The organism is Knoellia sp. LjRoot47 (assembly GCF_964253435.1).
In the GTDB taxonomy this organism is placed as follows: domain Bacteria; phylum Actinomycetota; class Actinomycetes; order Actinomycetales; family Dermatophilaceae; genus Knoellia.
In genome coordinates this window covers 2,019,467-2,039,681 of sequence record NZ_CAXUQS020000001.1, presented here as the reverse complement: position 1 = coordinate 2,039,681, position 20,215 = coordinate 2,019,467, and the positions used below count along the sequence as shown (strand labels likewise).

Annotated in this window: 18 protein-coding genes; 16 read left to right on the top strand and 2 right to left on the bottom strand. The window is 71.0% G+C overall.

Features of this window, described 5'->3' with window-relative positions:
• Positions 1-62 precede the first annotated feature (62 nt).
• Complete coding sequence (locus ACSQ11_RS09940) at positions 63-1,349, bottom strand: DUF1479 domain-containing protein (RefSeq protein ID WP_436004973.1); 1,287 nt, start codon at positions 1,347-1,349, stop codon at positions 63-65.
• A gap of 120 nt (positions 1,350-1,469) precedes the next feature.
• On the opposite strand from ACSQ11_RS09940, the gene ACSQ11_RS09935 reads away from it, so the two are divergent.
• The 7 genes from ACSQ11_RS09935 to ACSQ11_RS09905 all read left to right on the top strand — a co-directional run bounded on the left by ACSQ11_RS09935 (position 1,470) and on the right by ACSQ11_RS09905 (position 9,844).
• The gene (locus tag ACSQ11_RS09935) at positions 1,470-2,627 is read left to right on the top strand and encodes an ROK family transcriptional regulator (RefSeq protein ID WP_436004972.1); all 1,158 of its coding nucleotides are present in this window, start codon (positions 1,470-1,472) and stop codon (positions 2,625-2,627) included.
• A gap of 162 nt (positions 2,628-2,789) precedes the next feature.
• Positions 2,790-4,301, top strand: coding sequence for a uracil-xanthine permease family protein (locus ACSQ11_RS09930; protein ID WP_436004971.1), 1,512 nt, complete (start codon positions 2,790-2,792; stop codon positions 4,299-4,301).
• 93 nt (positions 4,302-4,394) lie between these two features.
• Positions 4,395-5,297, top strand: a complete 903-nt coding sequence (locus ACSQ11_RS09925; protein ID WP_436004970.1) for an FAD binding domain-containing protein — start codon at positions 4,395-4,397, stop codon at positions 5,295-5,297.
• Entirely contained in the window at positions 5,294-5,830 is a 537-nt protein-coding gene (locus ACSQ11_RS09920; protein ID WP_436004969.1) for a (2Fe-2S)-binding protein, read from the top strand. Before ACSQ11_RS09925 ends, ACSQ11_RS09920 begins: the two co-directional genes overlap by 4 nt.
• Complete coding sequence (gene cutA / locus ACSQ11_RS09915; protein WP_436004968.1) at positions 5,827-8,259, top strand: aerobic carbon-monoxide dehydrogenase large subunit; 2,433 nt, start codon at positions 5,827-5,829, stop codon at positions 8,257-8,259. Before ACSQ11_RS09920 ends, cutA begins: the two co-directional genes overlap by 4 nt.
• Positions 8,256-8,912 carry an SRPBCC family protein gene (locus ACSQ11_RS09910; protein ID WP_436004967.1) on the top strand — a complete coding sequence of 219 codons (657 nt, stop codon included), beginning with the start codon at positions 8,256-8,258 and terminating at the stop codon, positions 8,910-8,912. The genes cutA and ACSQ11_RS09910 overlap by 4 nt, the downstream gene beginning before the upstream one ends.
• A complete protein-coding gene (locus ACSQ11_RS09905; RefSeq protein WP_436004966.1) occupies positions 8,912-9,844 on the top strand; it encodes a carbon-nitrogen hydrolase family protein in 933 nt (310 codons plus the stop codon). Before ACSQ11_RS09910 ends, ACSQ11_RS09905 begins: the two co-directional genes overlap by 1 nt.
• Positions 9,845-9,998: 154 nt before the next feature.
• On the opposite strand, the gene ACSQ11_RS09900 is transcribed toward ACSQ11_RS09905, so the two are convergent.
• Positions 9,999-10,229, bottom strand: coding sequence for a hypothetical protein (locus ACSQ11_RS09900; protein ID WP_436004965.1), 231 nt, complete (start codon positions 10,227-10,229; stop codon positions 9,999-10,001).
• A gap of 131 nt (positions 10,230-10,360) precedes the next feature.
• Here ACSQ11_RS09900 and ACSQ11_RS09895 point away from each other — a divergent pair, with 131 nt between their 5' ends.
• The 9 genes from ACSQ11_RS09895 (at position 10,361) to ACSQ11_RS09855 (ending at position 20,215) form a co-directional block, all read left to right on the top strand.
• A complete protein-coding gene (locus ACSQ11_RS09895) occupies positions 10,361-12,466 on the top strand; it encodes a hydantoinase/oxoprolinase family protein (protein ID WP_436004964.1) in 2,106 nt (701 codons plus the stop codon).
• Positions 12,463-14,442 carry a hydantoinase B/oxoprolinase family protein gene (locus ACSQ11_RS09890; protein WP_436004963.1) on the top strand — a complete coding sequence of 660 codons (1,980 nt, stop codon included), beginning with the start codon at positions 12,463-12,465 and terminating at the stop codon, positions 14,440-14,442. The genes ACSQ11_RS09895 and ACSQ11_RS09890 overlap by 4 nt, the downstream gene beginning before the upstream one ends.
• Before the next feature lie 7 nt (positions 14,443-14,449).
• The gene (locus ACSQ11_RS09885) at positions 14,450-15,292 is read left to right on the top strand and encodes an SDR family oxidoreductase (RefSeq protein ID WP_436004962.1); all 843 of its coding nucleotides are present in this window, start codon (positions 14,450-14,452) and stop codon (positions 15,290-15,292) included.
• Positions 15,293-15,400: 108 nt separating this feature from the next.
• On the top strand, positions 15,401-15,910 hold the full coding sequence (locus ACSQ11_RS09880; protein ID WP_436004961.1) for a hypothetical protein: 510 nt from the start codon (positions 15,401-15,403) through the stop codon (positions 15,908-15,910).
• Between the two features lie 23 nt (positions 15,911-15,933).
• The gene (locus tag ACSQ11_RS09875) at positions 15,934-16,410 is read left to right on the top strand and encodes a nucleoside deaminase (protein WP_436004960.1); all 477 of its coding nucleotides are present in this window, start codon (positions 15,934-15,936) and stop codon (positions 16,408-16,410) included.
• Between the two features lie 55 nt (positions 16,411-16,465).
• On the top strand, positions 16,466-16,810 hold the full coding sequence (locus ACSQ11_RS09870) for a PadR family transcriptional regulator (RefSeq protein WP_436004959.1): 345 nt from the start codon (positions 16,466-16,468) through the stop codon (positions 16,808-16,810).
• On the top strand, positions 16,807-17,442 hold the full coding sequence (locus ACSQ11_RS09865; protein WP_436004958.1) for an HAAS signaling domain-containing protein: 636 nt from the start codon (positions 16,807-16,809) through the stop codon (positions 17,440-17,442). Before ACSQ11_RS09870 ends, ACSQ11_RS09865 begins: the two co-directional genes overlap by 4 nt.
• A gap of 107 nt (positions 17,443-17,549) precedes the next feature.
• On the top strand, positions 17,550-18,722 hold the full coding sequence (locus tag ACSQ11_RS09860) for a CaiB/BaiF CoA transferase family protein (protein WP_436004957.1): 1,173 nt from the start codon (positions 17,550-17,552) through the stop codon (positions 18,720-18,722).
• Positions 18,719-20,215, top strand: a complete 1,497-nt coding sequence (locus ACSQ11_RS09855) for a carboxyl transferase domain-containing protein (RefSeq protein WP_436004956.1) — start codon at positions 18,719-18,721, stop codon at positions 20,213-20,215. Before ACSQ11_RS09860 ends, ACSQ11_RS09855 begins: the two co-directional genes overlap by 4 nt.

Here is a 20,215-nt window from a genome sequence, read left to right as displayed (position 1 = left end):
GGAATGCGTGAGGCGAGCACCGAGGGGTGCTCGCCTCACGCATTGGTGCTCGTCTCGACGGGTCAGTCGGTGAGGCCGAGGCCGCGGCGACCGATCTCGTTGAGCTGCTCGGGCTGGAAGCGGCCCTCCCAGTCGCGCTCGTAGTGCTCCTCGGGGAAGTCGCTCGGGCTGGACCCGGTGAGGAAGGCCTCGCGGACGGAGCCGGCATACGCCTCGTTGCGGGGGCACCACGGCGCGGCCGGGATGTACATGACGTTGCCCCAGCCCACCTGGTCCTCCACCTCGGCCACCGAGTGGATGAGGTCGCAGTGCCACCACACGGTGTCGCCGGCCTGCACGTCCGGGATGCCCGAGACGGCCTCCATGAGGAGCGGGTGCCACTTCCACGAGATCGGGAACGTCTGGTTGTGCGCGATGCCGCAGAGCTCGTCGTCGGCGACGTCGTCGAGCAGCGGACGCAGCATGAGATAGGCCATCGCCTCGGGGATCGGCACGGTGTGGAGGACGCCCTGGTCATGGCCCATGTCGGACAGCGCCGTCCAGCCCTGGAAGGTGCGGAACGCCGAGCACATCGTCGACGCCGGGTAGTTCACGGCTTCGGTCCGGTGCGCCGCGTCCCACGGGTCATAGCTCTCGACGTCGCCCGAGAACACGTGACGGAAGACGTCTTGGTAGCCCTGCGTCATGTAGAGGTCGATGCTGCCGGTGTCGAGGTGCGTGCCCAACCCCGCCGAGTCGGTGCCCGGGGGGCGGCGGCGGATGCGGTCGGGGTAGAGCGAGTCGCGGTTCGGGTCGAACCACTGCCGACCCTGCGACTCGAACGTCCACTGGCTGTTGAGGAAGCCCTGCACCGCAGCCATTCGCGGGCTCTGGCGGGCCTCCATCTGCGGCTGCGACCAGTAGATGGGGTAGATCTCCGGCGTGCTCTCGACGCTCGCGAAGAAGTCGTCGGCCGGCCCGGTGTACTTCTCGAAGAACTCGTTGCGCGTCGTGTAGTCGACGATGTCGCGGTCCCACTGGAGCGCTTGCTCGTGCGGGAAGGTGCCGCGGACGACGGCGCACCCACGCTCCTTGACCTTCGCGACGAGCTCGGGCGGCACGGTCCCGGCCTCGATGTCGGCGAAGTCGATGACCGGCCAGACCTGCTCGCCGGCCTCGCGCTCGGCTTGGATCGCCTCGACGCGTCGGGCGATGCGGGCCTCGAGGTCGGCGAAGACCTCCTCGACGGTCCGACCGCTCCGGGCGATGCGCTCCTTGAGCGCCCGCTTGATCTCGACGGTGGCGCCGGTGACGTCCTCGGGCTTGGTCTCCCAGTGCGGAAGCGGCTGGACCTCGACGTTGGCGGTCATCCTCGACCACTCCTTCTCGCTCGGGTTGGGGTTTGTTAGGAGTCCTGACTGGAAACTCGTGCGCCGAGCGTAGCGCCACCCTCTGCTAGTTTGCAAGGAGTCCTAACGAAAGGCTGGTCCGTGACCGTCGACCTCCCCTCGCTCGACCTGCTCCGCTCCCTCAGCGACCGGCACGTCCTCGCCGCCGTCGCCGACGCGGGCCAGCTCACCCGCGCCGCCGCCGCCACGGCGACCGGTCTCTCCAAGCCGACCGTGTCGCAGAGCGTCGCCCGGCTGCTCGAGGCCGGCGTCGTCGTCGAGGGCGAGCGCACCTCGGGGGGCCGCGGTCGCGCGGGCACCTACCTCACCGTCAACGACGCGGCCGGGTGCGCCCTCGCCGTCCAGGCCGGGCCCGAGGGCGTCGTCGGGGAGGTCGTCGCCCTCGACGGCCGGGTCCTCGCCACGCGTCGCCGTTCCCTCTCCGCCCCGGTCACCCCGGGCTCCCTCGGCCGCGCCCTGACCGCCGTATGCCGGGCGCTCACATCCGACTCCCCCGGCCCGATCCGGGTGGTCACCGTGTCCGTCGCGGACCCGGTCGACCGGCGCACCGGCCGCGTCGTCGAGCTGCCCGAGAGCCCGTTCCTCGTCGGCGAGCTCGACCCCGTACGGCTCCTCGCGCCGGTGGTCCCCGTCACTCCCATCGTCGACAACGACGTCAGCTGGGCGCTCCTCGCCGAACACACCCAGGGCGTCGCGGCCGGTGTCGACGACGTCCTCCACCTCTACCTCGACGAGGGCATGGGCGCCGCGATGTGGGCAGGAGGCCGCCCCCTCCACGGCGCCCGCGGGCTCGCCGGCGAGATCGCCTACTCCCGCACGTCCGTGCCGAACCGCGACACCCACGGCGCCACCCGCGCACCCAGCGGCACCCTCATGGAGTGCCTCGCCTCGCTCGGCTACCTCCGCGACGACAGCAAGGCCGTCGACGTCGAGTCGCTGCTCGAGGACCTCGACGGCGACGTCGGTCACGCGCGCCGCCTCGCCGCCGCCGTCGCCGAGGTCGCCGTGGCCCACGCCTACCTGCTCGACCCGGAGCTGGTCGTACTCAGCGGACGCTGGGGACGGCATACCCGGATCGTCGAGGCGGTGACCACAGCGCTCGCGACGGCGGAAGGCGTCGCCACCACCGTCGAGCGCGCCGCCATCACCGACGACGCCCCCCTCACCGGAGCCCGGATCCACGCGCTCGGCGAGTTGCTCGCAACGTGGTCCGCGCAGCCGGGCGCCGTGTCAACATGACGCGTATGACAGCCGTGTGACACGGGCCACCCCGAGTTGCCAACGGTCCGCGGGCTCCCCTGTCAGAGATTGACGAATGTCCCGGAGGACCGCACAACTAGCGTCCTCATCACCACGACGACGTGACCCCTGCACGCCGTCCGCTGACGAAAGTAGGCACACATGGCTCTTGGTCTTGGTTGGAAGGTCAAGGAGGGCACGCTCGGGCTCGATGACGTCGTCGCGCCCGACGAGCGTCTCGACTGGGGCCGCACCGTCGGCCTCGGCGCACAGCACGTGGTCGCGATGTTCGGCGCCACCTTCGTCTTCCCGCTGGTCATGGGTCTCAACCCCCAGCTGGCGATCATGATGAGCGGTATCGCGACCATCGCGTTCCTGCTCATCGTCCAGGGCCGCGTCCCGAGCTACCTCGGCACGTCCGCCGCCTTCGTCGGTGGTGTCGCAGCCATCCGTGCCCAGGGCGGTGACTCCGCGGAGGTCACCGGCGCGATCCTCGTCGCCGGACTCGTCCTCGCGCTCGTCGGCGTCGCGATCCACTTCGTCGGTTCCGGGGTGCTGCACAAGGTGCTGCCTCCCGTCGTCACCGGCGCCGTCGTCATGCTCATCGGCTTCAACCTCGCGCCCGTCGTGGCCAACATCTACTGGCCGCAGGACCAGTGGGTCGCCCTGCTGACGATGCTCTTCACGATCGTCTGCGCCGTGGCCTTCAAGGGCTTCATCAGCCGCGTCGCGATCTTCCTCGCGCTGATCTTCGGCACGCTGCTCTCGTGGATCCTCGACAAGACGGTGGGTCAGATCAACTCCGTCCTCGGTGGCGCCACCGAGGCGACCGACCACTTCCGCTGGAACACGTCGGGCATCGGTGACGCCGCCTGGTTCGGCTTCCCGGCCAAGACGATCTTCAACGCCGACGGCACCGAGGTCGTCGGCTGGCACGCCCCGAGCTTCTCCACCGCCGCGATCCTCCTCGTCCTGCCCGCCGTCATCGCGCTCATCGCCGAGAACACCGGCCACGTCAAGGCCGTCGCCGAGATGACCGGCCACAACCTCGACAAGGACATGGGCCGCGCGATCGCTGCCGACGGCGTCGGCACGGTCCTCGCCTCGTCCGTGGGTGGCTCGCCGACGACGACCTACGCCGAGAACATCGGTGTCATGGCCGCGACCCGCGTCTACTCGACCGCTGCCTACTACGTCGCCGCGATCGTCGCGATCCTCTTCGGCCTCTCGCCCAAGTTCGGCGCGCTCGTCGCCTCCGTCCCCGGTGGCGTCCTCGGCGGCATCACGGTCGTGCTCTACGGCATGATCGGCCTGCTCGGCGCCAAGATCTGGAAGGAGAACGGCGTCGACTTCGCGAACCCGATCAACCTCGTCCCGGTCGCGGCCGGCATCGTCATCGGCATCGGCGACGTCAAGATGAAGTTCAGCGAGGACTTCACCCTGAGCGGCATCGCGCTCGGCACCATCGTCGCCATCGGCGCCTTCCACCTCGCCCGATCCATCGCACCGGCCGACCTGCGCCACCGCGCCGACGGCCACGGCGCCGCCGGGGGCACCGCGATCACCACCGGTGACCGCGTCTACGGTGACGAGGACGGCATCGACGACCTCTACCAGTCGGGCTACCCGGGCGACCCGGGCCGGCGCGACCAGGACCGCGACCGCAGGCCCTGAGACTCGCCGCCGCCCCGCCCGGGGACGACTTCGGGCGGGGCGGCGCCATTCCCGCAGAACGCACAGCACGACCAGCAGGCAAGGAGCCCACAGGTGAAACCGGCACCGTTCGTGCACCACTCCCCCCGCACGCTCGACGAGGCCGTCACGGTCCTCGGCGAGGTGGGGCACGACGGCAAGGTCCTCGCCGGGGGCCAGAGCCTCATCCCCGTCCTCAACATGCGCCTGGCCCAGCCGGCGCACCTCGTCGACATCAACCGGGTCGACGGGCTCGGCACCGTCACGGTCACCGACACCCACGTCCGGGTCGGCGCCACCGTGCGGCACGCGCAGCTCGAGAAGCACGACGAGGCGTATGCCGTCCTCCCCCTTCTGCGTCAGGCGCTCCGCAACGTGGCCCACCCGGCGATCCGCAACCGCGGCACCACCGTCGGTTCCATCGCCCACGCCGACGCGGCCGGCGAGATGCCGTCGATCGCCGTCCTCACCGACGCCGTCATCGAGGCCATCGGCCCGCGAGGTCGGCGCGAGATCGCGGCGTCCGAGTTCTTCGAGGGTCCGCTCCAGACCGTGCTCGAGGCCGACGAGATCCTCGAGGCCGTGCGCTTCGGACGCTTCACCCCCGGCACGCTCACGGCGTTCCTCGAGTCCGCCCGGCGCCACGGCGACTACGCACTCGCCGGGCTCGGCGTCGCCGTCGAGCTGGAGGGCGAGGGGACGGATGCGGTCGTGCGCACGGCGCGGGCGGCATACGTGTCCGTCACCGACATCCCTGTCGTGCTCGACCTGTCCGAGGCCGTTGCGGGACAGCCGGTCTCGACCACGAGCTGGAATGGCGTCGAGGAGCTCGTCCAGGCGGGCATCGCACCCGAGGCCGACATCCACGCGAGCAGCGACTACCGCCGGGCCCTCGCCGTCGAGCTCACGAGACGCGCGCTGACCACTGCAGCCACGACCACCGAGACGGCGACCACCACGACCGAGGGACACGCATGACCGACACCGACCAGACCGCACCCGCCCTCGTGGACGTGACGCTGCGGGTCAACGGCGTCGAGCACACCCGCGCCGTCGAGCCCCGCCGGCTGCTCTCCGACTTCCTGCGCCACGACCTGCGCCTCACCGGCACCCACGTCGGCTGCGAGCACGGCGTCTGCGGCGCCTGCACCGTCCTCGTCGACGGCGACCCGATGCGCTCGTGCCTGATGTTCGCCGTCTCGGCCCAGGAGCACGAGCTCACCACCGTCGAGGGACTCGGCACGCAGGAGGCCATGGGTCCGGTGCAGCAGGCGTTCGTCGAGTGCCACGGGCTCCAGTGCGGCTTCTGCACACCGGGATTCGTCACGACGATCTCCGCCTTCATCGAGGAGAACCCCGACCCCACGCTCGACGAGGCCCGCGAGGCGATCTCGGGCAACCTCTGTCGCTGCACCGGCTACCAGAACATCTGCAAGGCCGTCGTCCGCGCCGCCGAGATCAAGCGCGAGCGTTCCACGAGCAGCACCACCGAGGCGGGTGAGCGCGCGTGACCACCCGCCAGTTCGGCGCCCCCGTCCAACGCAAGGAGGACCCGCGCCTCGTCACCGGCAACGGGCGCTACCTCGACGACCTGGGGCACACGGCATACGAGGTCGCGTTCGTCCGCAGCCCGCACGCCCACGCTCGCATCACCGACATCGACGTCGACGGCGCGCTCGAGGTGGACGGCGTCATCGCCGTCTACACCCACGAGGACCTCGACGGGCCTGCCGGTGACCGGCTGCCACTGCTTATCCCCCACCCGAGCATCGTCGCCGGCCGCACCGGCCACGCCCTCGCCAAGGACGACGTCAACCACGTGGGCGAGGCCATCGTCATGGTCGTTGCGCGCGACCGCTACCTCGCCGAGGACGCCGCCCAGCGGATCGTCGTCAGCTACGAGTTCCTGCCCCCCGTCGTCGGGCTCGAGAAGTCGCGTGACGGTGAGCAGCTCGTCCACGACGACGCGCCGGGCAACGTTGCGGCACACCTGCTCCAGGAGGTGGGCAACGTCGAGGCCGCGATGGCCGAGGCACCTCGCACCCTCACCCTCGACCTCGAGATCGAGCGCAGCGCCTGCATGCCGATGGAGGGCAAGGGCGTCCACGCGCACTGGGACAGCGACGAGCAGCGGATGCGCATCCACTCGTCCACCCAGACCACGACCGGTGTGCGCGCGGCCGTCGCCGCCAAGCTCCAGCTCCCCCTCGCGCAGGTCGAGTGCATCGCGCCCGACGTCGGCGGCGGCTTCGGCGTCAAGATCATGCACCCGTGGCCGGAGGAGGTGCTCATCCCGTGGGCCGCGCGCAAGCTCGACCACGACGTCAAGTGGACCGAGGACCGACGGGAGCACTTCACCTCCAGCGCCCACGAGCGCGGCCAGCTCCAGCAGGTCACCGTCGGCTTCGACGACGACGGACGCCTCCTGGCACTCGACGTGAAGTTCTGGCACGACAACGGCGCCTACCTCCCCTACGGCGTCATCGTCCCGATCATCACCGCGACCCAGCTGCTCGGTCCCTACAAGCCGCAGAACTACCGCGTCGAGTTCTGGTCGATGTACACCAACACCGTTCTCGTGACGCCCTATCGGGGCGCCGGCCGCCCTCAGGGCTGCTTCGCGATGGAGCGGACCATGGATGCCATCGCCGCCGAGCTCGGCATCGACCGCACCGAGGTCCGCTCCCGCAACTTCATCCAGCCCGAGGAGATGCCCTACGACCAGGGCCTGCTCTTCCAGGACGGCCGACCGCTCAAGTACGACTCCGGAGACTTCCCCGCCTCCCTCGCCAAGCTCAAGGCGCTCGTGGGCTGGGACGACTTCACGGCATACCGGGAGCAGGCGGAGGCCGAGGGACGCAAGGTCGGGCTCGGCATCGGCTGCTACGTCGAGGGCACCGGCGTCGGCCCCTACGAGGGCGGGCACGTGCACGTCGAGACGAGCGGACGGGTCAACGTCGCCACCGGCCTCACCACCCAGGGGCAGGGTCACCAGACGATCCTCGCCCAGATCGTCGCCGACGAGCTCGGCGTCTCGATCGACGACGTCCACGTCACCACCGGTGACACGAGGCGGATGCCGTATGCCGTGGGGACGTTCGCGTCGCGCGGCGCCGTGATGTCGGGCAACGCCGTGGCCCTCGCGGCTCGCGCGGTGCGGGCCAAGGCCCTGCGGATCGCCGCCGACGCGCTCGAGGTGAGCGAGGCCGACCTCCAGATCGAGGACGGCACGATCAGCGTCAAGGGAGCGCCACACGCGTCCATCGCGCTGTCGACGGTGGCCGTGATGTCGAACCCGTTGCGCTACGCCTTCGACGAGTCCGCCAAGGCCGCAACGCAGTTCGCCGGAGCCTTCGACATGGACAAGCCCCCGGTCGCCGACGACGACGAACCGGGCCTCGAGGGCAAGGACTTCTACTCGCCGACCCAGGCGACGTTCGCCAACGGCATGCACGCGGCCATCGTCGAGACCGACCCCGTCACCGCCGAGATCACCATCCTGCGCTACTGCGTCATCCACGACTGCGGCACCGTCGTCAACCCGATGATCGTCGAGGGCCAGGTCCACGGCGGCGTCGCGCAGGGAGTCGGCGGCGCGCTGTACGAGCGGATGGCCTACGACGAGACCGGGCAGCTGCTCAACGCCTCGTTCATGGACTTCCTCATCCCCTACGCCTCCGAGGTCCCGCACATCGAGACCGACCACCTCGAGACGCCCTCGCCGCTCAACCCGCTGGGGATCAAGGGTGCTGGCGAGGCCGGCACCATTCCCGTCACCGCCGTCATCGCCTCGGCGATCGAGGACGCCGAGGGCTTCCCGATCCGCTCGATGCCCATCAGCCCGACCGAGCTGTGGGACCTGCGTCGCGAGCACGCCGCCGCCGCAGAGTCCCCGAGCAGCACCCCGACCAACACGACCCCCACCCAGGAGTCCGCATGAAGATCTCCGGCACTGCCACCATGGCCGCCTCCCCCGAGCAGGTGTGGACCGCCGTCCACGACCCCGCCGTGCTCGCCCGCTGCATCCCCGGTTGCCAGTCGCTGCGCGAGCTCTCCCCCGGCCGCTACGCGATGACCGTCATGGCGGGCGTCGCGGCCATCAAGGGCTCCTACGACGGCGAGGTCGCGATCACCGACGTCACCGAGCCGACCGCCTTCACGATGAAGGCCGAGGGCGCCGGTGCCCCGGGCACGATCGCGACGACCGTCGACGTCTCGCTCGCTCCGGGTGAGGGCGGCGGCACGGCCATCTCCTACGAGGCCGACGCCATCGTCGGCGGACCCATCGGCGGTGTCGGACAGCGCATGCTCGCCGGCGTCGCCCGCAAGATGGCCGGCCAGATGTTCACCGCCCTCGACCGCGACATCGCGGGCGAGCGTCCCGCTGGCGCCGCACCCGCCGCGGTCGGTGCGGGCGCTGCTCCCGGCGACGCCGTCGCTCCCGTCGGCGCACCGCAGACCGGTGTGTATGCCGGCTCCGCGGCTTCCGCTGCGGCCGGCGGTTCCGGATCAGGTTTTGTCCAGGGCGCCCTCTTCGGAGCGGGCGTCGCCCTTGCCGGCGTCGTCGTCGGCTGGCTCATCGGAGGTCGCTGATGCGTCCGTTCACTGCTGCTGCGATCCAGGTGGCGCCCGTCCGCGGGTCGCTCACCCCCCAGGTCGTCGAGGCCAACATCGAGCGGTGCCTCGACTTCGTGCGACGCTGCGTCGCCGAGACCGGTGCCGAGCTCGTCGTGCTGCCCGAGTCGGCGACGACCGGCTTCACGCCGGACTGCTCGGTCGAGCAGCTCTGGGACCTCGTGAGCGAGCTGCCCGGCGCCATGTCGCAGCCGTTCCAGGACCTCGCCAAGGAGCTCGGGATCGTCCTCTGCGTCGGCACCTACGAGCGCGGCCCGGAGCGCGGCACCGTCTACAACGCGTCGATCCTCGTCGACACCGACGGCTCGCTGCTCGGCGTCTACCGCAAGACGCACCCGTTCTGCACCGAGGCCGTCTCCGGCGGCGGCTGGGTCACCCCCGGTGACACGGTCACGGTGTCCGACACCGCTCTTGGCCGCATCGGCATGATCATCTGCTTCGACGGCGACTACCCCGAGCTGTCGCGCATCCAGGCCGTCCAGGGTGCCGAGATCATCTGCCGGCCGTCGGCCCTGCTCCGCTCCGCCGACATCTGGGAGCTGACCTCGCGGGCCCGGGCCTACGACAACCATGTCTTCGTCATCGGCGCCAACGCCACCGGCATCGACCCGGCGGGCGTCATCTACTTCGGCAACAGCCACATCGTCACCCCCAACGCGACCATCGTGGCCAAGGCCGCGTCGCACGAGGGCTGGGTGTCGGCCCGGCTCGACCCCGAGACCGCGCTGTCATCGCTCACTCCGGGCTCGAACATCAGCCAAGGCTTCGACCACCTGCGCGACCGCAACCTCGACCTCATCCGCGGCCACCGCGAGGAGCTCGAGTCGCCGGCGAAGACGTCGTTCCCGCACGGCGGCCCGCGTCCCGACCACAAGCCCGAGGGCGACTGACCTCGCCCCTCTCGACCGTCGGGTCCACCACGCGGCGGCACGTCGATCTCGCAGCACCACGTCGCCATGTCGGCGTGCCTGCGCGAGATCGACGTGCGCGAGCAGTCCGGACCCGACGGTGGGACTTGCCGGCCCCGGTGCCGCCCGGGAGCGCTCAGCCGCCGTACTCGTCGGGCGACAGCGCGTAGACCCCGACGCTGTTGCCCTCGAGCGGGTCGAAGCGCAGACCGCCCACGTCGCTGCGCCCGAAGACCCCCGACCCGTCACGCGCCACGGTCCACCCCGAGTCGGCCATCGCCTTCTCGTAGTGCGCGACGAAAGCCGCCGGGCCGTCCGCCTGCACGGTGTCCGTGCACCCGATACCGGTCGACCCGTGCAGGTCCACCTCCACACCCTCGTATGCCGGCAGCTCCCGGAATGCCGGGAGCCGGTTGGCGGGTTCTGAGGCGATATCCCCGATCCGTTGGCACAGATTGACAAGGCGACCACCCGGCATACCCCGCTTGAATCTCTGACATGGCTCAGCGACGCATCAGGATCGGGATCGACACGGGCGGCACGTTCACGGACGTGGTGGCCTTCGACGAGGACTCGGGGGATCTCGTCACGACGAAGACCCCCAGCACCCCGAGCAACCCCGCAGACGGGTTCATCAACGGCATCGACAAGGTGCTCGGGCTCATGGACGCGAGCGGTGACGACATCACCGCCGTCTGCCACGGCACGACGGTCGCGACCAACAAGCTCCTCGAGGGCAAGGTCGAGCAGCTCGGGTTCATCACGACCGAGGGCTACGAGTTCATGCTCGAGATCGCCCGCCAGGCCGTGCCCGACGGCTACGGCAACTCCTACTTCTGGGTCAAGCCCGCGCGCATCGTCCCCGCCGAGTCGGTCCGCACGGTCGGTGGCCGCTTCGACTTCGAGGGCAACGAGATCCGCCCGTTCGACGAGGAGAGCGCCGTCGCCGCGGCCCGCTGGTTCAAGGAGCAGGGCATCACGACGATCGGTGTGTGCTTCCTGCACTCCTACGCCAACGACGAGCACGAGCTGCGGATGCGCGAGATCCTGCGCGAGGAGCACCCCGAGGCGATCGTGTCGATCTCGAGCGAGGTGCTGCGCGAGTACCGCGAGTACGAGCGCTCGATGACCACCCTCGTCGACGCCGCGGTCAAGCCCAACGTCAGCCGCTACGTCACCAACATCCACGAACGGCTCGACGGCTTCACCAAGGGCTCGGGGCGCGAGATCCCCTTCTACATCATGAAGTCCAACGGCGGCGTCCTCTCCGCGGACGAGGTCGTGCACCAGCCGATCACGACGACGATGTCCGGCCCCGCCGCCGGCGCGCTCGGCGCCGCCCTCATCGCGCAGAAGGCCGGCTTCGACAAGATCCTCACCTGCGACGGTGGCGGCACCTCGACCGACGTCTCCGTCGTCCTCGACGGCGAGCCGACCCTGACGACCGAGGGCACCGTCGGCGCCTACCCGAGCAAGATCCCCATGATCGACGTCGTCACCGTCGGCGCCGGTGGCGGCTCGATCGCCTGGGTCTCGCCCGAGGGCGCCCTCAAGGTCGGCCCGCACTCGGCCGGCGCAGACCCGGGTCCGCTCTGCTACGGCAAGGGCGGCACCGAGCCGACGATCACCGACGCGCACGTCACCCTCGGCCGCATCCCCCCGCACCTCCTCGGTGGCGAGATCCCGCTCGACGTGGAGGCGGCGCGCACGGGGGTGCAGGCCCTCGCCGAGCGCCTCGGCCTCGACTTCGAGCGCTGCGCCACGGGCATCCTCGAGATCTCCGCGTGGAACCAGGCCAACGCCCTGCGCCAGGTGAGCGTCAAGCGGGGTCTCGACGTCCGCGACTTCATGCTCACGACCTTCGGTGGCTCCGGCTCGCTGCTGGCCTGCCGCCTCGTCGACATCCTCGACCTCGCCGGTGTCGTCGTCCCGCCGAACCCGGGCAACGTCAGCGCCTTCGGCCTGCTCACCGTCGACGTCAAGAACGACTACGTGCAGACGCAGGTCGCCAAGCAGGCGGCTCTCGACCACGCGGCGATCGAGAAGACCTTCTCCTCGCTCACCGAGCGGGCCGCCGCCGCGCTCGCCAAGGAGGGCTTCGCCGCGGAGGAGCACCAGTTCACCCGCACCGTCGACCTGCGCTACTTCGGCCAGGCCTACGAGGTCCGGGTCACGGCGCCCACCGACGCCGTGATCGACGAGGCGTACGCCGGACGCGTCGCCGAGGCGTTCCACGACGAGCACCGCCAGCTCTACGGCTACGACTTCCGAGGCGACCCGACCCAGCAGGTCGAGTGGGTCAACCTGCGAGTCACCGGCGTCGGCCCGATCACACGTCCCGAGCTGCAGGAGCTGGCCCCCGTCGCCGAGGACGCCGGCTCGGTCGAGGACCGCGCCCGTCGCTCCACCCGTGAGGTCTGCTTCGACGCCGAGGACGGCTACGTCGAGACCGGAGTCTGGTGGCGCCCCGACCTCGCCGTCGGCGACACCATCACCGGCCCGGCGATCATCGAGGAGTTCGGCTCCACGGTGCCCGTCCACCCCGGCTTCGTCGTCCGCGTCGACACCTACGGCAACCTCGTCATCACCAAGGAGGACAAGTGAGCACCACGACCGCTGCGCCCCAGGGAGCGACAGGTGCACCGGTGAACCCGGCCGGCCTGCCCACGGCATACGAGCACGGCAAGCGGCTCACCGAGCCCGGCAGCACCGTCGACCCGATCCTCGTCGAGATCGTCCAGGGCACCCTGGCGAGCGTCGAGATGGAGGTCGAGACCTCGATCGCCCGCACCTCGCGCTCCCCCATGATCCGCGACGCCCACGACTTCCGCGCCGGCATCCACGACCGCCAGCTGCGCAAGCTCACCGGCCGCTCGTACTCCGCGCTCGTCCACCCGATCGCCCGGGACTTCCCGCTCGAGGAGATGCGCGAGGGCGACGTCTTCTTCCACAACGACGTCTACGAGTCCGAGGGCGGCATCGGCCACCTCCCGGACCTCTGCGTCACCGTCCCCGTCTTCCACGACGGCGAGGTCGTCGCGTTCGTCCAGGCCTTCGGCCACCACGACGACATCGGCGGCGCCTGCCCCGGGTCCATGCCCAGTGGCGCGCAGTCGGTCTTCGAGGAGGGCCTGTCGGTCCCGCCCATCAAGCTGTGGGACGCGGGCGTGCCCAACAAGGCGGCGCTGCGGATCATGACCCGCAACTCGCGCATGCCCGACAGCCTCGCCGCCGACCTCGACGCCGAGTGCTCCGCGTGCCTCATGGGTGCGCGCCGGCTCTCCGACCTGTTCGCGCGCTACGGCCGCGACAGCGTCGAGGCGGCGTTCGACGCGATCCTCGACAGCACGACGGAGACCTACCGTCGCGAGATCCTGTCGAAGATCCCTGCGGGCACCTACGTCTGGGAGGACTACGCCGAGCACGACGGCGTCGACGAGCCGATGCTGCACACGCAGCGGATCACGCTCACCAAGGTCGACGATGCCCCCGCCGACCCGGAGACCAACTTCCCCGGTGGCGCCCGGCTCATCGTCGACTTCACCGGCACGGCGAAGCAGGCCAAGGGCCCCATCAACCACTGCGGCGACTACGTCGGCGGCAACTTCCTCAAGAAGTGGCTCGCCCCGATCCTGCGCAACCTCGCCGACACCCCCGAGCGCATGGCCGAGCTCGACGTCAACGAGGGCATCGTGCCGCTCATCGAGATGCGCTTCCCCGAGAAGGGCACGCTGCTCACCCCGATCTACCCGGCGCCCACCAACGCCCGCACGTTCGTCATCCTGCGCCTGCTCGGTGTCCTCGGCGGCGTCGTCGCCAAGGCCGTCGACGGCAAGATGCCGGCCGACCAGGAGACGATCCGCTACACCGGCGTCTACGGCAAGGACCGCGACGGCAACGACTACCTCATGCGTGAGGTGCTCGGCGGCGGCTCCGGCGGTCGCTACTACGCCGACGGCGAGGACACCATCCACGTCGTCCCGGACTCGCGGAACCTCCCGACCGAGTTCACCGAGTCGCGCTTCCCGTTCATCGTCGAGCGCCTCGGCCTCGCCGTGGACTCCGGTGGCGCCGGCCGCTACCGCGGTGGCCTCGGCTACGAGAAGCACATCCGGATGCTCCAGGACGCGAACTTCATGTCCATCGCCGACCGCTCGATCCTCGCCTGCTGGGGCGTCAAGGGCGGCAAGGCCGGTATGCCGTTCCACGTCACCATCGACGTCGGCGGGCCCGACGAGCGCGTCGTCGACGCCCTCGCCGACGCCGAGCCGGTCAAGGCCGGGCAGGTCATCCGCATCCGCACCACCGGTGGTGGCGGCTGGGGCGACCCGCTCGAGCGCCCCCTCGACGAGGTCGAGCGCGACCTGCGCTGGGGCAAGGTGTCCTTCGAGGGTGCGCGGACGGCATACGGCGTCGTCGCCACGGGCGACAAGGACGACGTGAGCGTCGACGTCGAGGCGAGCGAGTCGCTGCGCGCGCAGATGCGTGAGCAGCGTTCGGACGAGCCGTTCTTCGACCGCGGACCGGGCTATGCCCAGCTGGCCGACGGTGCCACGGCGAGCGAGTACGACTGGATGTGACCGGTCCATGACCGAGGTGCTCGTCATCGGCGCGGCCGGCAAGACCGGCCGCGCCGTGACGCGCGCGCTGCTGGCGCGTGCGGTCACCGTGCGGGCTGCCGTCCGTCCCGGGTCGACCAGTCCGGTGTATGCCGGCCCGTCCGTCCACGTCGTCCCTCTCGACCTGCTGTCGGGCACCGGCCTTCCGGTCGCCGTGGCGGGGGTGGACGCGGTCTACCACTTGGCGCCCAACGTCCACCCGGACGAGGTGGGTATCGCCCGGCGGGTGGCGGAAGCCGCTGCGGCAGAGGGGATCTCGCGCTTCGCGTTCCACTCGGTGCTCCACCCCGACGACGCGTCGATGCCGCACCACCTGCGCAAGGCCGAGGCGGAGCAGGTCGTCCGGTCGACGATCGCGACGACCACCGTCCTGCGTCCGGCGGCGTACCACCAGAACCTCGTCGACGCCGCTCTCTCGGGACGGATGGTCGTCCCCTACTCGCTCGACTCGGCGTTCACGAACGTCGACCTCGACGACGTGGCCGAGGTGGCGGCCCTCGTGCTCACGCAGGAGGGGCACGAGGGGGCGACCCACGACCTCGCCGGCCCCGAGGTGCTGAGCGTGCGGGACCTCGCAGCCCGTGCGGGCGATGTTCTGGGTCGCACGGTCGAGGCGGTCGAGCTCGACCGCGATGCGTGGGCGAGTGGACCCGGTGCGTCGCTGCCGGAGCAGGCTCGTGAGGAACTGCTCGCGATGTTCCGGTCCTACGACCGCGACGGCCTCGTCGGCGATCCCGCGACCCTGCGGGGCCTGCTCGGTCGTGAGCCGCGCACCTGGACCGACGTGCTGCGCGACGCGGTCACCGCCTGACACACGCCCCATCGAAGCCTCGTCGGGGCCCCGCCGAACACCCGACAAGGCCTAGGCGTGTGACGAGGGCGGCGCTAGCGTGGACGGAGTCCGCAGCGGGAGGTCCTCATGGATGTGTCGACGTTCTATGCGCTGTTCTCAGCGACGTGCTTCACCCTGGTCGGGCTGTGGTGGACCGTCGTCCAGAAGCACGAGGCGTGGCTGCGCACCGAGCACGGTCGGCGCGACGCAGGCGGCATCTACCTCGCGTTCCTCCTGCCCGCCCTCATGGGACTCTTCGCCCAAGTCGGCGGGACCGAGAACCCCGTGGTGTGGCGCGTGAGCTTCGTCGTCGTCGCCCTCATCGGGTGCTGGTCGACCCTGCGGCTGCTCCAGCGGTCACGAGCCGACGGGGACTCGGGGCTCTTCGCCCGGCACCGGTGGATCGCCGCGGCCATCTACTTCGTCATCGCCGTCCTCGGCGTCGCGCCCGAGATCGTCGAGCCGCTCGGGATCACCCCGCTGCAGGCGGAGGCGACGCTGCTCATCCTGCTCGTCGCGCTCGCCCACTGGCTCGTCTGGGAGTTCATGACGCACGCCGAGACCGAGCCCGGGTCCGACTCGCGCGCCGGCATCTGAGCACCCGGTGGCACCATGAGGCGGTGACCGACCACCAGCGCTTCCTCGACCGTGCCGTCGACCTCGCCATCGTCAACGTCGCCAACGGCGGCGGCCCGTTCGGAGCGGTCGTGGTGCGCGATGGCGCCGTCGTCGGAGAGGGAGCCAACCGCGTCACCGCCAGCCTCGACCCGACCGCCCACGCCGAGGTCGTCGCGATCCGTGAGGCCTGCCGCACCGTTGGGGACTTCTCGCTCGACGGGGCCACGGTCTACGCCTCGTGCGAGCCCTGCCCGCTCTGCCTCTCGGCCGCCCTCTGGGCCCGCGTGGACGCCGTCGTCCATGCGGCGGACCGGCATGCAGCCGCCGGTGCCGGGTTCGACGACGCGGCCTTCCACGGGCTCCTCGACCCGACGCCCGACCCCGGGGCCTGGCCGTTGCAGCGCCTGCACGTGCCGACGCCGCGAGCACAGGAGCCCTTCGACGCGTGGGCGCGCACGGCCGACCGCACGGAGTACTGACGCCACCCGCCGCAGGATCTGCCGAGACACCGTCGGATGCGCTATCTTGTGTCGCATGGTACCCGGCGACGACGCCATCCTGACGCACCTCCGGCGCGGTGCGCTGGAGTACTGCGTGCTCGCGATGCTGCGCGACGCCGAGCTGTACGGCCTCGACATCGCCCGACGCCTCACCGTTGACGGCGTCCTCATGTCCGGCGAGGGCACGCTCTACCCACTCCTCGCCAGGCTGCGCAAGGCAGGCCTCGTCGACACGACGTGGCAGGAGTCGGCTGAGGGCCCGCCCCGCCGCTACTACTCGCTCACCCCCGGCGGCCGCGATGCGCTCGCCGCCTTCACGCGCACGTGGAAGCCCTTCCGCGACGCCGTCGACTCTGCTCTCCAGGGGGACACAGCATGACTCCAGCCACCACGCACCCGCTCGTGACCGCCTGGCTGCGCGACCTCGAGCTCATGCTGCACGGGGTCGACCCCGGCGAGCGTGCCGAGGTCCTTGCCGGCGTCCACGAGCACCTCGACGCGAGCCTGCCCCCTGACGCGTCCGAGGACGACGTCCGCCGGGCGCTGGCCGGCCTCGGCTCGCCCCAGTCCGTCGCCGACGAGGCGTATGCCGTCCGCCCCACGACCGTTGTCGTCCCGTCTCCGCGACCGCGCCCGTCGCCGTGGCTGGCTCACGTCGCCTGCTTCCTCAACGGTGCCGGCCTGGCCCTGCTGACGTTGTTGACGCTCCTGCGCTGGCTGGGGTCCGGTTCCATGGCGCCGCATGCCTCCGAGCTCGTCTTCACGGGCATGCTCTTCCTGCTCCCGTGGCTCTGCCTGGTGGTGCTCACATCCATGGCGGAGGTCTGGGCTTCTGCCGACAAGTTCCGCTCGCTCCTGCTCTATCCCGTGACGCTCGCGGCACTCTCCGCAGCAGGGCTGGCCGACATCTCGGTCCTCTCTCCGGCAGTGTCGGGCCTCGCACTGGGGATCGCCGTCCGTGTGCTCGTCCGTCTGGTGCGCGCGGCTGGGCGACGCGGCGGGCCGAGGTGAGCGGACGGCATACGACGCGGTAATTGGCAGAAGGTGACACCCGGCGGCGTCCGTCTTGCCACGACCTGCCCGATCACGAGAGCACCCCCGCTACCTAGGCTCGGGGCATGACCGGACCGCTGCAGGACATCACCGTCGTCGACCTGTCCCGAGCCCTCGCCGGCCCGCACGCCGCGATGATGCTGGGCGACATGGGTGCTCGCGTCATCAAGGTCGAGTCGCCCACCGGTGACGACACGCGGGGCTGGGGACCGCCCTTCGTCGGGCCCGAGGACGACCCGATCTCGACGTACTTCCTCAGCGCCAACCGCAACAAGGAGTCGATCACCCTCGACCTCAAGTCCGACGACGGGCGCGACGTGCTCACCCGGCTCGTCCAGCGCGCCGACGTCCTCATCGAGAACTTCCGTCCGGGGGTCATGGACCGCCTCGGCTTCGGCAACGACCGGCTCCACGAGCTCAACCCCCGTCTCGTCGTGCTCGCGATCAGCGGCTTCGGTCACGACGGTCCGCAGGGTGGGCGCGCGGGCTACGACCAGATCGCCCAGGGCGAGGCCGGGCTCATGTCCGTCACCGGACCCGACGCCGACTCTCCGCAGCGCGTGGGCGTGCCGATCGGCGACCTGCTCGCCGGGATGTACGGCGCGTACGGCGTCGTCTCCGCCCTCCACGAGCGCAACACCACCGGCACCGGCCGGGTCGTGCGCACCTCGCTGCTCGCCGCGGTCGTCGGCGCGCACGCGTTCCAGGGCACGGCCTACACGGTCGCCGGCCACGTCGGGCACGCGCAGGGCAACCACCACCCGGCCCTGTCCCCCTACGGGCTCTTCCACTGCGCCGACGGCGACGTCCAGGTCGCATGCGGCAGCGAGTCGCTGTGGGTCAAGCTCGCCACCGCCTTCGGCATCGACCCGGCGACACCCGGGATGGCGACCAACCGCGAGCGCGCGGCGGGACGCGACCGGGTGACCGCCGCTCTCAACGAGGCGTTCGCGACGTGGCGGCTCGACGACCTCCTCCCCCGGCTCGACGAGCTCGGGATCCCGGCCGGCGAGGTGCGCACCATCGACCGCGTCTACGACTGGGACCAGACCCGCTCGCAGGGTCTCGTCCTCGATGTCGACCACCCGGTGCTCGGCTCGATCGAGATCCCCGGACCGCCGATCCGGTTGGACGACAACGCCTTTGCCGGTGGCCGCGAGACCCACCTCGCCCCGCCGACCCTCGGCCAGCACAACGACAGCGTGCGGGCGTGGCTCGCCGAGGAGGACCCGGCATGAGCGACAAGCCGGCACGTCCCACGTCCAGCGAGCTCATCGCGGCGGTCCTCGACGACGGCACGTGGCAGAGCTGGGACGACGCACCTCTCGCCGTGGCTCAGGAGGGCAGCCCGTATGCCGTCGAGCTCGCCGCCGCTGCCGAGAAGGCCGGCACCGACGAGTCCATCGTCACCGGCGAGGGGCGGATCGGCGGTCACCGGGTCGCCGTCATCGCGGGTGAGTTCAAGTTCCTCGCCGGCTCGATCGGCGTGGCGGCAGCCGAACGGATCGTTCTCGCCTTCGAGCGCGCCACCCGCGAGCGTCTCCCCCTCTTCGCCGCACCCGCCTCCGGTGGCACGCGCATGCAGGAGGGCACCCCGGCGTTCGTCACGATGGTGAAGATCTCGGCGGCCGTCGCGGCCTACAAGCGCGAGCACCTGCCCTACATCACCTACCTGCGCCACCCCACGACCGGCGGCGTGTTCGCCTCGTGGGGCTCGCTCGGTCACGTCACCGTCGGCGAGCCCGGCGCGACGATCGGCTTCCTCGGCGCCCGCGTCTACGAGGCGCTCTACGGCCAGCCGTTCCCCGACGACGTGCAGACCGCCGAGAACCTCTTCGCCCACGGTCTGCTCGACGCCGTGCTCCCGGTCGAGCTGCTCACCGCCACGGCCGCTCGCTTCCTCGACCTCGTGCTCGCGCCGCACGACTCCACCCCGGCACCGGAGGTGCCCAAGGAGCCGTTGGACGACGTGCCCGCCTGGGACTCGATCCTGCGCTCACGCAACGCCGCCCGACCGGGGGTCCGTGCCCTGCTCAAGCTCGGCGCCACCGACGTGCTGCCCCTTTTCGGCACAGGTGCCGGAGAGTGGGACCGTTCACTGTTCCTCGCCCTTGCCCGCTTCGAGGGCACACCGTGTGTCGTCCTTGGTCAGGACCGTCGCGGCGAGCAGACCGAGGCGCCGCTCGGCCCGTCCGGCCTGCGCGTCGCCCGGCGCGGGATGAAGCTCGCCACCGAGCTCGACCTGCCACTGGTCTCCATCATCGACACCGCCGGCGCCGCGCTGTCGAAGGAGGCCGAGGAAGGTGGCATGGCCGGTGAGATCGCCCGCTGCCTCTCCGAGCTCGTCGTCCTCGAGGTCCCGACCGTCTGCGTGCTGCTGGGCCAGGGCACCGGCGGTGGCGCCCTCGCGCTCATGCCCGCCGACCGCGTCATCAGCGCCCAGCACTCGTGGCTGTCGCCTCTGCCGCCCGAGGGTGCGTCGGCGATCCTCTACCGCACTCCCGACCGTGCACCGGAGCTCGCCGAGCGCCAGCGCGTCCGCTCGCTCGACCTCCTCGAGGACGGAATCGTCGACCGCATCGTCGCCGAGCACCCGGACGCGTCCGACGAGCCGGAGGCCTTCTGCCGCCGCATGGCCCAGGCCATCCGGCACGAGCTCGCCGACCTCGGCGACCGCGACCGCGCGCAGCGGCTCGATGACCGGCACTCCCGATACCGCCGCCTCGGCTGA

Bases quoted from the DNA above. Each gene is read 5' to 3' on its own strand.
- ACSQ11_RS09920 (WP_436004969.1), top strand. From the start codon at position 5,294: ATGACCGACACCGACCAGACCGCACCCGCCCTCGTGGACGTGACGCTG.
- ACSQ11_RS09865 (WP_436004958.1), top strand. From the start codon at position 16,807: ATGACTCCAGCCACCACGCACCCGCTCGTGACCGCCTGGCTGCGCGAC.
- ACSQ11_RS09870 (WP_436004959.1), top strand. From the start codon at position 16,466: ATGGTACCCGGCGACGACGCCATCCTGACGCACCTCCGGCGCGGTGCG.
- ACSQ11_RS09885 (WP_436004962.1), top strand. From the start codon at position 14,450: ATGACCGAGGTGCTCGTCATCGGCGCGGCCGGCAAGACCGGCCGCGCC.
- ACSQ11_RS09860 (WP_436004957.1), top strand. From the start codon at position 17,550: ATGACCGGACCGCTGCAGGACATCACCGTCGTCGACCTGTCCCGAGCC.
- ACSQ11_RS09895 (WP_436004964.1), top strand. From the start codon at position 10,361: ATGGCTCAGCGACGCATCAGGATCGGGATCGACACGGGCGGCACGTTC.
- ACSQ11_RS09940 (WP_436004973.1), bottom strand. From the start codon at position 1,349: ATGACCGCCAACGTCGAGGTCCAGCCGCTTCCGCACTGGGAGACCAAG.
- ACSQ11_RS09905 (WP_436004966.1), top strand. From the start codon at position 8,912: ATGCGTCCGTTCACTGCTGCTGCGATCCAGGTGGCGCCCGTCCGCGGG.
- ACSQ11_RS09930 (WP_436004971.1), top strand. From the start codon at position 2,790: ATGGCTCTTGGTCTTGGTTGGAAGGTCAAGGAGGGCACGCTCGGGCTC.
- ACSQ11_RS09880 (WP_436004961.1), top strand. From the start codon at position 15,401: ATGGATGTGTCGACGTTCTATGCGCTGTTCTCAGCGACGTGCTTCACC.
- ACSQ11_RS09910 (WP_436004967.1), top strand. From the start codon at position 8,256: ATGAAGATCTCCGGCACTGCCACCATGGCCGCCTCCCCCGAGCAGGTG.
- ACSQ11_RS09855 (WP_436004956.1), top strand. From the start codon at position 18,719: ATGAGCGACAAGCCGGCACGTCCCACGTCCAGCGAGCTCATCGCGGCG.